Source organism: Rothia nasimurium (assembly GCF_004569295.1).
GTDB classification, from domain to species: domain Bacteria; phylum Actinomycetota; class Actinomycetes; order Actinomycetales; family Micrococcaceae; genus Rothia; species Rothia nasimurium_B.
On record NZ_SPQC01000019.1, the window covers coordinates 39476 to 51422 of the forward strand.

Annotated in this window: 16 protein-coding genes and 1 pseudogene; 6 read left to right on the forward strand and 11 right to left on the reverse strand. The window is 58.6% G+C overall.

The features are described 5' to 3' along the window. The first annotated feature begins 21 nt into the window (after window positions 1–21). Window positions 22–1986 carry a Stk1 family PASTA domain-containing Ser/Thr kinase gene (gene pknB, locus E4U03_RS06540; protein ID WP_167752343.1) on the forward strand — a complete coding sequence of 655 codons (1965 nt, stop codon included), beginning with the start codon at window positions 22–24 and terminating at the stop codon, window positions 1984–1986. A gap of 84 nt (window positions 1987–2070) precedes the next feature. On the opposite strand, the gene E4U03_RS06545 is transcribed toward pknB, so the two are convergent. The 3 genes from E4U03_RS06545 to E4U03_RS06550 form a co-directional block, all read right to left on the reverse strand. Continuing rightward, window positions 2071–2712 carry an aminodeoxychorismate/anthranilate synthase component II gene (locus E4U03_RS06545; RefSeq protein ID WP_135012632.1) on the reverse strand — a complete coding sequence of 214 codons (642 nt, stop codon included), beginning with the start codon at window positions 2710–2712 and terminating at the stop codon, window positions 2071–2073. A 64-nt stretch (window positions 2713–2776) separates the two neighbouring features. After that, complete coding sequence (locus E4U03_RS12820; RefSeq protein ID WP_167752344.1) at window positions 2777–2938, reverse strand: hypothetical protein; 162 nt, start codon at window positions 2936–2938, stop codon at window positions 2777–2779. A gap of 35 nt (window positions 2939–2973) precedes the next feature. After that, window positions 2974–3792: a class E sortase gene (locus E4U03_RS06550; protein ID WP_135012634.1), complete on the reverse strand. Its 819-nt coding sequence runs from the start codon at window positions 3790–3792 to the stop codon at window positions 2974–2976. A 131-nt stretch (window positions 3793–3923) separates the two neighbouring features. On the opposite strand from E4U03_RS06550, the gene E4U03_RS06555 reads away from it, so the two are divergent. Both E4U03_RS06555 and E4U03_RS06560 read left to right on the forward strand, forming a co-directional pair. Continuing rightward, complete coding sequence (locus tag E4U03_RS06555; RefSeq protein WP_245207683.1) at window positions 3924–4199, forward strand: cell division protein CrgA; 276 nt, start codon at window positions 3924–3926, stop codon at window positions 4197–4199. 8 nt (window positions 4200–4207) lie between these two features. Beyond that, window positions 4208–4393 (forward strand): long-chain fatty acid--CoA ligase, encoded by a 186-nt coding sequence (locus E4U03_RS06560; RefSeq protein ID WP_135012635.1) that lies wholly within the window; start codon window positions 4208–4210, stop codon window positions 4391–4393. Between the two features lie 35 nt (window positions 4394–4428). On the opposite strand, the gene E4U03_RS06565 is transcribed toward E4U03_RS06560, so the two are convergent. Together E4U03_RS06565 and E4U03_RS06570 are read right to left on the reverse strand one after the other, a co-directional pair. Continuing rightward, on the reverse strand, window positions 4429–5088 hold the full coding sequence (locus E4U03_RS06565) for a hypothetical protein (protein ID WP_135012637.1): 660 nt from the start codon (window positions 5086–5088) through the stop codon (window positions 4429–4431). Window positions 5089–5268: 180 nt separating this feature from the next. Further along, window positions 5269–5808 (reverse strand): YceI family protein, encoded by a 540-nt coding sequence (locus E4U03_RS06570; RefSeq protein WP_135012639.1) that lies wholly within the window; start codon window positions 5806–5808, stop codon window positions 5269–5271. 211 nt (window positions 5809–6019) lie between these two features. Between E4U03_RS06570 and E4U03_RS06575 the strand changes: the two genes are divergently transcribed. Together E4U03_RS06575 and E4U03_RS06580 are read left to right on the forward strand one after the other, a co-directional pair. Continuing rightward, window positions 6020–6778, forward strand: coding sequence for a DeoR/GlpR family DNA-binding transcription regulator (locus E4U03_RS06575; protein ID WP_167752345.1), 759 nt, complete (start codon window positions 6020–6022; stop codon window positions 6776–6778). Then, the gene (locus E4U03_RS06580) at window positions 6775–7647 is read left to right on the forward strand and encodes an HIT domain-containing protein (RefSeq protein WP_209304135.1); all 873 of its coding nucleotides are present in this window, start codon (window positions 6775–6777) and stop codon (window positions 7645–7647) included. The genes E4U03_RS06575 and E4U03_RS06580 overlap by 4 nt, the downstream gene beginning before the upstream one ends. Before the next feature lie 3 nt (window positions 7648–7650). Here the strand turns inward: E4U03_RS06580 and E4U03_RS06585 are convergent, their stop codons facing one another. Next, window positions 7651–8565 (reverse strand): LysR family transcriptional regulator ArgP, encoded by a 915-nt coding sequence (locus E4U03_RS06585; protein WP_135012645.1) that lies wholly within the window; start codon window positions 8563–8565, stop codon window positions 7651–7653. A 70-nt stretch (window positions 8566–8635) separates the two neighbouring features. Here E4U03_RS06585 and E4U03_RS06590 point away from each other — a divergent pair, with 70 nt between their 5' ends. Continuing rightward, complete coding sequence (locus E4U03_RS06590) at window positions 8636–9259, forward strand: LysE/ArgO family amino acid transporter (protein ID WP_245207684.1); 624 nt, start codon at window positions 8636–8638, stop codon at window positions 9257–9259. A 336-nt stretch (window positions 9260–9595) separates the two neighbouring features. On the opposite strand, the pseudogene E4U03_RS13370 reads toward E4U03_RS06590, so the two are convergent. From E4U03_RS13370 to E4U03_RS06610, 5 genes and pseudogenes are all read right to left on the reverse strand, one after another. Then, window positions 9596–9847, reverse strand: a pseudogene (locus tag E4U03_RS13370) (HipA domain-containing protein); the annotation flags it as partial. Continuing rightward, window positions 9844–10263 (reverse strand): HipA N-terminal domain-containing protein, encoded by a 420-nt coding sequence (locus E4U03_RS13645; protein WP_322785917.1) that lies wholly within the window; start codon window positions 10261–10263, stop codon window positions 9844–9846. The pseudogene E4U03_RS13370 and the gene E4U03_RS13645, both read right to left, overlap by 4 nt. Before the next feature lie 37 nt (window positions 10264–10300). Then, the gene (locus E4U03_RS06600; protein WP_322785916.1) at window positions 10301–10510 is read right to left on the reverse strand and encodes a helix-turn-helix transcriptional regulator; all 210 of its coding nucleotides are present in this window, start codon (window positions 10508–10510) and stop codon (window positions 10301–10303) included. Between the two features lie 63 nt (window positions 10511–10573). Further along, window positions 10574–11404, reverse strand: coding sequence for a hypothetical protein (locus E4U03_RS06605; RefSeq protein ID WP_135012649.1), 831 nt, complete (start codon window positions 11402–11404; stop codon window positions 10574–10576). Continuing rightward, on the reverse strand, window positions 11382–11621 hold the full coding sequence (locus tag E4U03_RS06610) for a hypothetical protein (RefSeq protein ID WP_135012651.1): 240 nt from the start codon (window positions 11619–11621) through the stop codon (window positions 11382–11384). The genes E4U03_RS06605 and E4U03_RS06610 overlap by 23 nt, the downstream gene beginning before the upstream one ends. Between the last annotated feature and the right edge of the window lie 326 nt (window positions 11622–11947).

Genomic DNA, 11947 nt, shown 5'->3' on the forward strand with positions numbered 1-11947 from the left:
CCGGAAATGATGGGTGAATACATGGACCAGCAGGTTCCTGAAACTATCGATCAGCGCTACGAGGTCGGAGCCGTTATCGGCTCCGGCGCCATGGCGACCGTCTACGAGGCGGTTGATACACGCCTGGGGCGCAAGGTTGCGCTCAAGGTGCTACGGACTGAGCATGCTCAGGACGTCATCTTCCGCGCCCGTTTTCAGCGCGAGGCAGAGGCTGTCGCGGCCCTCAACCACCGCTCTATCGTAGGTGTCTACGACACCGGCTCCTTCGATATTCAGGTAGGTAGCTCTGAGGTCTCTGTGCCCTTCATGGTCATGGAGCTGGTTCAGGGCACCACCCTGCGCGACGCCATGTCTCGCGGCGAGGTCGACCAGGCCCAGGCCCTAGCCTACGGTGTGCAGATTCTCGAGGCTCTCGACTACAGCCACAGCGCAGGTATCGTGCACCGCGATATCAAGCCCGCCAACGTCATGATTCTGCCCCAGACGGCAGAGGACCGTGAGCTGGGCGAGCCCGGCCAGATTAAGGTCATGGACTTCGGCATTGCCCGCGCCGCCGAAGAGGCCGGTGACGCCCTCACCAAGGCCAACACCGTCATGGGTACCGCCCGCTACATCTCACCCGAGCAGGCTCGCGGTGAGACCGTCGACGCCCGCAGTGATGTCTACTCGGCTGCCTGCGTGGTGTACGAGATGCTGGCGGGGCGCTCCCCCTTCGACGCCCCCACCAACGTGGAACTGGCCGGTAAGCACCTGAGCGAAACCCCTCAGCCTCCCAGCGCCTTCGCCTCAGAAGAGGTCTCCCCAGCTCTCGACGCTGCTGTACTCAAGGGCCTGGCCAAGAACCCTGCCAGCCGTTACCAGAGCACCGGCGAATTCGCGTCCGCCCTCAAAGATGCCCAAAGCGGCATACTTACCGGTAGCGACCAGGATCCCACCCAAGCAACCACCGCTTTCGGTGCAGCTGCCCTGGGCACAGACACCCCAGCAGGCGCTGTTGCCGCTACTCCGCGCGAAACCGAAGAAGCCGGCATTGGTAGCTTCTTCGACAACGCCCAGTCTGAATACACCGACGAAGAACTCTACGGTTACGGCTACGGCCAGGACCCGGCTAAGGCCCGCAAAAAGCGCCGACGTAACGCCTGGGGCAAGGCCCTCACCACCCTGCTCATCCTCCTGCTAGCTGCTTTCGGTGTGAGCTCCGTGCTCTACTACCAGGCCAAGCTCAACGAGGTTCCCGTCCACGTGGTTCCTGCGGTTCAGGGCCTCACCAAGGAAGAGGCTGAAACCCAGCTGCGTAACCTGAACTTCGCGCTCAAGTTCGAAGAAGAGCACTCCGACACCATCCCCAAGGGTTCAGTTATCAAGACCTCCCCCGTGACCGGTCTTGAAGCTGAAGAGGGCAGTGAGATCGTTGTGACTGTATCGTCCGGCCCGGCTGTACTGACCGTGCCCGCCAACCTTGAGGGCCAGAGTGAACAGTACGTGCGTGAGACCCTCACGAACGCTGGCTTCGTGCCTGGCCGCACCACCACCGTCAACAGCCCCACTATCCCTGCGGGCATGGTTGTTGGTGTAACCCCAGGCTCCGGCGAACAGGCCGATGCCGGTGCGACCATCGATATCATTCTCTCCAACGGTAAGGTTGAGGTCCCCAGCCTGGTCGGCCTGAGCCGCGATGCCGCTATCGCAGCACTGACCGCGTCAGATACCCTGCTGAGCACCAATATCGAAACCGTCACCACCACCGCCCAGCCCGCTGGCACCGTTATCTCACAGAGTGCCACTGCCGGAACCCTGATTGAACAGGGTTCAACCGTGACTATTCGCGTGGCGGTTGCCCCTGTAGCGACCAGCGCCCCCAGCACGGCAGCTACTACCGCACCGAGTGCAGCGGCTACCGCTCAGGCCACCCAGCCTGCCGCTACGGCCACTGCCCAGGCCACCCCGAGCGCAGCAGCGGGCGCAAGCGGTAACAATAACAACTAGGTGGTGCTAAACCTATAAGAAAGCCGCCCCCGCATGTGGGGAGGGCGGCTTTCTTATAGGGGTTTTTGGGCTATCAGGCTGGTGTTAGGCTGCCGGATCGATGAGGGGAGAGAGGGTAGCGCCCAGGGCTGCGGCCCCTTCTAAACCTACTTCTTCGAGCCAGTTACCGAGCATGAGGTAGCCACCTTCAGTAAGTACCGATTCGGGGTGGAACTGTACGCCGTGCAGGGGGGCGGTGACGTGGCGCAGGCCCATGATGATGCCGTTATCGGTGCTGGAGGTAACCTCTAGTTCAGCGGGCAGGGTGGCAGGTTCAACGGCGAGGGAGTGGTAGCGGGTGGCGGTGAAGGGGCTAGGCAGCCCCTTGAAGACGGACTGGCCGGTGTGGACCAGCTGAGAGGTCTTACCGTGCATCAGCTCAGGGGCGTGGCCTACAACCCCGCCGAAGGCTTCGGCAAGGGCCTGGTGGCCCAAGCAGACGCCGAGCAGGGGCTTATTGGCGGTTTTGGCCCACTTGATGACGTCGATGATGACGCCCGCTTCGGCAGGGTTGCCGGGGCCGGGTGAGACGAGCACACCGTCGTGCTCTTGGGCGAGGGCGATGGTCTCGTCAAGAGTCAGTTCGTCGTTACGGATAACGGTGGTTTCAGCGCCGAGCTGCTGGATGTAACCGACCAGGGTGAAAACGAAGCTGTCGTAGTTATCGATGACGAGGATTTTGGTCATGGCACCTGCCCTTTCGTGATGGTGTCTTGATTCTATCGCACGGGGTGGGGCGGACGTCCGGCGCTTATTGCTCTATGGTCACGTCGGTGTTGAAGGGGCTGTATTCAGCGAAGTGGGGGAAGACGTGTTCCATGAGCAGGTAGACGGCGGCAGCTATGAGGGCGATAGCGATAATGATGCGCAGCCACAGGGGGCCGGGTAGGTGGCGGAAAATCCAGGCGTACATGGGGGGTTCCTTGGGGTGGACGGCGGTGGTTGGCTTTAGCCGGCGATGCCGGCAATTTCTTCGGGGGCACCGGCTTCAGCTGGCTGCCAGCTGACAAATTCGGCATGAACGATGTAGCGTTCGGTATCGCCATAGCGGGGGTGGCAGCTGGTGAGGGTGAGTAGGCGGCGGTCTGCCTCGGCGAGGGGCGCTTCAGGCTGGTCGGGGTTAGGGGCGATGACCTCTATCTGGGTGGGGAGCACAATTGTGTGCTCGTAGACCCGGTAAGTGTAGTAGCCCTCGGCGGTGCGCACGTAGATGTTGTCGCCGTTTTGGAGCAGGTCGATATTATCGAGCACCGCACCGTTGGTTTGGCGGTGACCTGCCAGGGCGAAGTTGCCGTATTCACCGGGCATCTGGCTGCTGGGGTAGCGCCCTAGACCCAGGGTATCGAGCACATCGGTACCTACGCCTTCGGCGAGGGGTCGGGCGTAGTTTTGGCCCAGGCGAGGAATGTAGACCACGCCGTAGGCCTGCCCGTAGGCAGGCGGGGTGGCAACCGGTGGGTTGGCGGGGTCGTAGTCGGGTACGACGTTTTCGGACGCCGCCCCCTCGGTGTTCTCACCCTGGCCGGTGGTAGCGGGGCCGGGGCGTCCGCTGCCGCTGTTGAATTCTTGGATGAGGCTGTCGACGGCCTGCTGCTGGGTGCGGTTGGCGTCGATGTTGGTCCACCAGAGCTGCCAGGCGACGAAGAGAAGCAGGATAATCCCAGCTGTGATAAGCAGTTCGCCGATGATTTGGATAACCCATTGCAGGGGGGTACGCCGGACACCTGGGCTGTTTCGGTGGCTAGCGGTGGGGGCTGCTGTGGTCACATCTCACCTCGGCGTGGGACGGTTGCGGGGGACTGTTTAATGTTAGAACTTTTTCAGGTGGTACGGTTAAAATCGTCTCTGACCGTATATTTTGTAAACTGCCGGGAGCGTGCTCCCCTACTGGAGGAAAAGTGGCTGAGTCGAAGTCTATTCGTGACGAGGATTTTGAAGAGGCGGAGCTACGCCGCGTTGCTGAGTCGATGTACAGCGACGATGACTTCCCGTCGCCGACCCCCCTCTGGTATCGCGTGATTATGTTCGCCATGATTGTGATTGGCGTGCTGTGGATTATTACCTTCTACATTTCCCAGTCGGTATACCCGATTCCGGGTATCGGTAACTGGAATATCGGTATCGGCATTGGCTTCATGATGGTGGGTCTGGTTATGACCACCCGCTGGCACTAGGTGCCACTGTGGCTGAGAAGAAACCTGAGACAACCAACCCCTCGAACTTAGCGCCGGTTGATCCGAACGAGACGCTGGAGCAGCGCGCCGATATTCGTGCCGCCCGGTTTGAGACCAAGCTGCGCCGGTGGGCGCTGTTTGGTGTGGTTGCCGCTGTGGCTATTTATTTTGTGTGGCAGGCGGTGGCGGGCTAGGCGTCCGCTCCCCTTCCTCTACCCCCGTTACCGGCCTACGGTAGCGGGGATTTTTGTGTGCGGTAGAGGGCAACCCGCTCGGGTGCGGGTAGGGCCCTGCCCCAGCGTCGCAGGAGGGAGCCAGAAAGCAACCCCATACATATAGCGTATAGGGCATATAAGTAGGCCAGGGGTATAAGATACGAGGCGGGCTGGGTGACATGAACGGCATAAGCGGCCGGAGTGAGGGCAAGCACCAGCACCATCAGGGGCACCATCAAACCACTCGCTGCATCTTCAGAGTATTTCTGCAGGTGCCCACCTGCTCCCTGAATAAGAGCTGCACCCAGCAGGGGAATTACCACCACAGCTAGAGCGGCTGCCAGCTGCGGCAGGGCCTGCCAGAGGGTACCGTCAGCCAGAAACTCCCCTCGCCAGATACCGGCGGAACGGAAGAGCAGAAGCCCCAGCAGAAGTAGCGCCACCATCAGGGGTGCTAGAAGAAAGTTGAGAGCCAGCAGAGTTTTAGTAAAACCGGTGAGCGCCCCGGATTCCAGAAGGCCATGGAGCGGAATCGTCAGGAAGGTGGCTAAGAGCAGCACACCAAGGGTCGGGGTAACCAGCGGCTGAGAAGACCCGCAACCCCCGGCACAAAGGACGCCGCAAGCCCCCACTGCCAGGACAAGCAGGTAGAGCACCACCTGGTGTCTCTCCACGAAGCTGACCACGAGCGTCCTTTCTGTTAAAGCAACCTGCCCTCCCCTACCGTAAAGCAGGGAAGGGCAGGGCTACACAACACCTATCAGCTCGAGTCCAGCTGATTTTGCACCTTGGCTTGGGTATATGCCTCAAGCAGTGTGCTTTATCTCGTCAGCGTTCTCACACTGGGAGTCTAATTACGCTTCGGGAGCGGTGAAGGCTACATCGAGGTTGATGACGACCTTATCTGAGACCAGCACGCCGCCAGCTTCAACTGCGGCGTTCCAGGTGATGCCGAAGTCCTTGCGGGAGATGGTTGCTGAGACAGATGCACCGGCGCGGGTAACACCGAAGGCGTCGACGACTGCACCGGTAAATTCGCCGATGAAGGTGACGGGGCGGGTTTCACCCTTGATGGTGAGGTTGCCTGCGATGGTCAGGTCTTCACCGTTGAGGTCGAAGGAGGTTGATTCGAAGGTCATGGTGGCGTGAGCGTCTACATCGAAGAAGTCTGCGCTGCGCAGGTGGCCATCGCGATCAGCATTGTTGGTGTTAACAGATGCGATCTGCGCGGTTGCCTTGATGGTGGAGTCTGCGATGTTGTCAGCGATGACGAGCTGGGCGTCGACCTGTTCGAAGGTGCCGCGTACCTTGGTGATGCCTGCGTGGCGCACAGTGAAGCCTACCTCTGAGTGTGCTGAGTCGTAGTTCCAGGTGCCTGCGGTGAGTTCTGCCATGATTGTGCCTTTCAAGCGGTACGGTTTGTTTTCAACAGTTATTACTTTACAAGTAAAGTTCTATCCATGCAAGCTACGTAGCGAAAAATTTTACAAAGAAAATTTCTAGCACCCTCAGGGTGTCTTTTTGATATTTTTTTGATCAAAAAGTGACCATAAATGATTATTTATGCACTATTATGAACACATATGGTCACTTTCAAGGAGTAACATGCTTGCAGACGAACGCCACGCCAAGATTCTTCACGAAATCAACACCCACGGCAGCATCACCACAGCCCAGCTCATCGAGACTTTCGACGTCTCACCCATCACTATCCGCCGCGATCTCACAGAGCTGGACGCACTGGGTCTTATCGCCAAAGTCCACGGCGGAGCACGCTCAGTGCGAGCGACCCACAACCCCACCTACACACAAAAAAGTCAGACCAACCAGCAGGCCAAACAAGAAATAGCCCGGGCAGCAGCGCGGCACGTTAAGGACGGCGACTCCGTGGGTTTTGCGGCAGGTTCAACCTGCGCCGCGGTAGCAGCGGAAGTGGCTGACTGCTCTAACCTCACTATCATCACCAACTCCATTCGAGTAGCCGACCAGTTCCAGGCCGCCCCTCACACCGACCTCTTCGTCACCGGCGGTAAACGCACCCCCAGCGAGGCCCTCGTCGGGCCACTCACCCTATCGGCCCTAAGCAATCTGCATTTCGATACCCTCTTCACTAGCACCCACGGAGCCACAGCAGAAGTGGGGCTCACCTCTCCATCTGTGGAAGAAGCCGCAGCAGTGCGAGCGCTCATCGATAGCGCCCACCGGGTGATTCAGGTCTTTGACCACAGCAAATGGGGGTTCAATGCCCTTTCTACCTTTGCCCAGTGGAGCGATATTGACCTTGTCATTGTTGATAGCCAAACACCGGCTTCGGTTATCAGCCAGCTTGAAGACCTTGTAGAGAAAGTAGAGGTAGCCCAGTGAATACCTACTCCCCTGTAGCAGCACCTGCCATGCCATCACCTTCAGCATCCGTACCAGTGAAGCTGCGGCGGGACCCGCTCACGGGCCAGTATATACCGGTACCCGTCAATGGCGCGCGTAGCACCCTCGCCCAGCGCCTTCAGGCCAATGCCCTGCCCCTCTCTACCGATGTTCGCTACGCAAATCCCAGCGACCCGCTTTTACAGCTACAGTCAGCGCAGCAGAGCGACGATGCTTTCTGGCAGGTACATGCTGAGACTCTGTGGAACCGGCCCCTAGCTCAGCGCCAGCAGGACCAGAGGGCCTACTTCGCCCGTACTATAGGTGCGGTTGAGTCCCTGCTTGAGAGAAGCGATATTGTCGATATAACTATCGTCGAGCACCACCGTCAGGGCCGGGTCATATCCTGCCTGTATGGCTTTAGCGACGCTACCACCCGCTCTCAGGTTATTCAGGGGGAAGCCCAGCGCTGGAACCGTCGCACCGGCGGGGACCTGCTAGCCGATGTGCTGACTTCTGAGCTGGTAGACGGCTCCCGTATTTTGCTCAATACCGAACACTGGATTGCTTACATTCCCTACGCATCCACCGCGCCGCTAGAAATTCTGGTGATGCCCAAGCAGACCAGTCGATCACTCGCCGCACTCTCAGATGCAGCCCGTGACAATCTAGCTGAGGTAACCCACCGCCTCTTTTCCCTCCTGTGTCAGGTAGCCGGGGCAGAAGCGTCCTTCACCGCCTGCTGGAATATGGCGCCGGCGTCCGCGTGCCCCCACGTATCTCGCCTGCATCTTCGTGTTACCGCTGACGCTCCCCTGGAAAGCAGCTCGCCCGAGGCTCTGGCGGAGCAGCTCAGAGCTCTCAGCTAAGCCTTATCTCAGGACCCCTTCGCCCGCGGCTGCAGCGTACACCCGTTCGCTCAGCCGGGCGAGCACGGGGGAGCTGATGTTCCAGTGCTGCCAGTAGAGCGGCACGTCAACCGGCTGGGAGGCGAGCTCCACCAGGTCGCCGGAGGCAAGGGCGTCAAGTCCCTGCACCTCGGGCAGAATACCCCAGGCAATTCCGCCCAGGACGGCCCGCGCATAGTCGGGTGAGCTGGGCAGGTAGATGGTAGGTGAGCCCTGCCAGGAGTCAGGTTCCACCGCGAAGCGGTCGAGCAGCAGGCCCCGGGCGGACGCGAGCCCGAAGTCCTTTCGGTCAAACTCCACCACCGGCGCAAGTGCCAGCTGCTCAGCGGTGACCTGCGGGTAGGCGGGGAAATAGCGGGCCAGATAATCGCGGGAGGCAACCACGCGGTAGCGGATATCGCCCAGCTTCTCAACGGAGCAACCGGCGATAGGTTCGGGGCGCGATGTCAGGGCCGCCATCACTTCCCCAGATCGCAGCAGGGCGGACGAGTGATACTCGGCTTCTCGGCGCACGTCGCAGAATATACGGTCACGGGCGGCTAGCTCTGCAACGGCCGAGAGGAACCAGGTTGCCAGGGAGTCGGCGTTGACGGCCACAGCTACGCTCTGCCCCTCTTCACTACCGCCGAGTTCACGCTCCATTTCTGCGTGCAGGAATTCGCTCTGCCGGGCAATACGCAGGACGCTTTGCCCCGACTCGGTGGGAGCCACCGGGTTAGTGCGCTTAAGGAGCACCCGCCCGGCCAGCTGTTCCATTGCCTTGACGCGTTGTGAGATAGCTGAGGCGCTGACGCCCAAAATATCGGCGGCTGCGTCGAAGGTGCCATATTCGATGACGGTGACGAAGGTTTGGAGCTGGTCGGTAGTAAAGCGCATCATAAGAACATCTTATGCTATTGAAGTTTCATTAGATAGCTTTATGAATGCTGGTCACCTACGATAGATTCTCGTGACTATCGCAGAAATCCTCCCCCACGTCCTCTTTGGCATCGGCACCTCGCTCTCACTCATTGTGGCTATCGGCGCCCAGAACGCCTACGTACTCAAGCAGGGCATCATCGGCAAGTTCATCTGGCCCATTGCCATCTTCTGCATTCTTTCTGATGCTCTGCTCATCGGCTTGGGAGTGCTGGGGATCGGGTCCCTGGCGGACTCAGCCGCCTGGGTACTGGAGATTCTGCGCTGGGGCGGCGGCGCCTTCCTCGTCCTCTACGGTGCCATGGCTGCGAAGCGTGCCCTGCGGCCGTCCACCATGAAGGTCACCAGCGAAGACTCCGGGCCGCAAACCCTGGGTAGGGCCCTGCTCATTGCTGCTGCCATGACCTACCTCAACCCCCACACCTACCTCGATACCTTTGTCCTCATTGGTGGCATTGCGGCGCAGCAGGGCGACTACCGATGGCTTTTCTACGTGGGTACAGTCACAGGTAGCGCTATCTGGTTTACCCTCCTGGCCTCGTGCAGCCGCTTCCTGCGTCCTGTTTTTGCCAGCCCCCGCGCCTGGCGCGTGCTGGATGCCGGCATCGCAGCCCTCATGTTCTTCCTGGCCTACAAGGTCATGTTCGGGCACTAAGGCATCTGCCCGACCTGTAGGTAAGTATCTGAAGTTTTTATCTCTACGCCTCTTGCTCCAGCTCGTAACGCCGAAAAGCGCAACTCGCGCTGGGCGCCCCGCACGGATGAGCCCTCTAACCCAATCGCCCCCCCAACCCACAGAAGCAGCAGCCGTGAGGGCAAGACGATGAGAAGACACCGCAGCTTTTAGGGGCAGACCAATGGAGTCAGCTAACTCCAACCAATGTCGGCGACGCAGGTTGCGCGTCCGCCTCGCAATAAGCGATGACACAGCAAGGTCAGCTAAAGCCGATATGACGCACTCTGTCTCAAGAAAGTACTTTTGCGCCGGGTACACGCCTAGAACCTGAGTAGAGTCTTCAAATGCATAGCGTGCGCCCCCTTCACCACGGTCAAAACGAGATATCCAAAGGCCCTCCACGCCCAAGGAATCACGGACCAACTGAGCCGATGCAACGGGCAGCTTCAATGCTTGAGCTGCTCGCAGATGGGCGTATTCATTCTGAACGAGTTGGGGGTATCTACCAGGGTTTACTTTCACCAGGGCGCTGGTGCCATCGTACCCAATAGCCGTCGCTGTCATCATTTGAGCACTAGCCTTAGCCTGAACTCCAGGCAAGGCATGAGAATCAACTGCAACAAAGAGTTGAGAGAAATCAAGGGTTTCAGGATTACCGACAAGCAGAGCTGGAGTTTCAGATGGTAGCTGACCTGCGGGGACAACCTGGTATTGCCCGGGGTATCTTGCCCAACGGCTAGAAGAAGCGTGAACTCATCGTCCAGACTGGTTTTAGTGGCTGCTCTCAGTAGGGTAAGGCGATATCCCTCTGGAAGAAGTCCGGCAAAAAAGCGGGGAGGGCACCCGCAGGGGAAACCAGCGGGGGCACATCTAGTGGAAGAGTAGTTGCTACCGGACGCCCTCGATAACCAAGTTTGTAAGAAAAAGTTACTGTCCCTTGTTGGTCTTTCGTGAGATATGCGGCAAGAGTACCTGCCACGTATACGTCCGCAACTCTCACACCTTTATAATCTTCAGGAATCATACGGACCTAGCAACCTCAAGATGAACCCCAACTGCAGCCGCAACCGCAAGTACCGTCGAGAATGAAGGCCCCGAGCGCCCTTTCTCAATATCCCGAACGGTGCGGTCACTGACCCCAACCAGTTCGGCTAACTCAAGCTGAGTAAGACGAAAGTGTCTACGGGCATCTCGGATGGCTGCACCTACAACTACTGCCGTCTCCACCACTTCACCTTTCGGAAGAATTATTCTGAATATAGAGCTGTGTTCACTTACCTCGCTGCGGTACTTCTACTTCGTACGAGCCCGGTAGATATTTCGCACCATGACCGTGCTCCGCACCTGGCCGATGGCAGGCTCCAAGAACTCCTCCGCGTAGCGGGAGTCCGTGCTGGTCTGCGCAGCAAAGTTAAGGGCAGCAAAAGCCCCCAGCACCATCGATACCTTCACCAGAACGTCCGTAAACGGGAACTGCACACCCAACAGGGTCACCTTAGAGGCCTCAAAACCCAGCCAGCTCGTAATGGTGGCATCAGGGATAGCGATCGTGCCAAACCAAACAAAAAACAGAAAAACGACCCCGGCAAAAAGTACAGCCTGAATCATCTGCACCACAATCGGAAGAAGCACCAGGTTATTCCACTCGCCCCACCTAAAATCAGCCGGGCGACCCAAACCCGCAGCGGGCAATTTTTCAAGCTCCTGACGCCACCTGTCCCCAGCCTGTAGAGCAGCACCCGCGTACTCGGCGTCCGTAAACTCCTCCACCCTATCCCCTTTACGGGCACCCAGTAGCCGGCGGGTCTTCTCGGTTACTGTCGACGAAACAACCAGCAGACTCAACACCGTCAGGATAGCCACCACCTGCAGAGTACGCTGCATACTCAAAGCCGCAGCCACTCGCCAGATATCACCGTTCACAAAAAAGAAGAGCACGGCAATCATGAGCACCGGCAGCACCTTAACCACCATGCTTGAAAGGGCAGCCAGCTCCTTCACAATCTGCCGAAACGCCCAGTAGCACAGAGAATCCAGGCCCAGGTAAACAGCTAGGAGCGTAGCTCCCAGAATCCAGAGCACATCACCGACAGCAAAGGCGTCAGCAACATCTGCCAGCCCCATCCAGCGAGCAGTCTGTGGCAGCGACGCTGTCTGGCACGTCTACCGGCACGCCTCCGTCCTGCGCCTCCACATCAAGCTGGGCTAGGCCCCACAGCAGAGCAAGATAGGTGAAGGAAGAAACTATAAGCCAGGCAGAAAGCGGGGCAGAACGGGCGAGAGTCCATCGCGCACGCTCTCGTGCAGGGATAACCAGCGGGGCCCGGCCGCTCTGAACCATGTGTGTGCTTCTTGCTCGGTGAGTGTCATACTCTGATTCTACGGGCTGAGCTGGAGGGGTATTTTTAACCGCACACTATATAAAATATTTATTCTATTTTTATAAAAAACAGTTTTTAGATACAAAAAAGCGAGGGGTTCTAGAGCGTTAGCTCTAGAACCCCTCGCTGATTCAACCCTGGGGTTGTTATCTCAAAACTATACAGTGGACGCAAACACCAAACACACTCAGTCAAAAAATGTAAGCCTTCGGACTATTAGTACCAGTCAACTCCACGGGCATTCCCCGCGTCCATACCTAGCCTATCAACCCCATCATCTATAGGG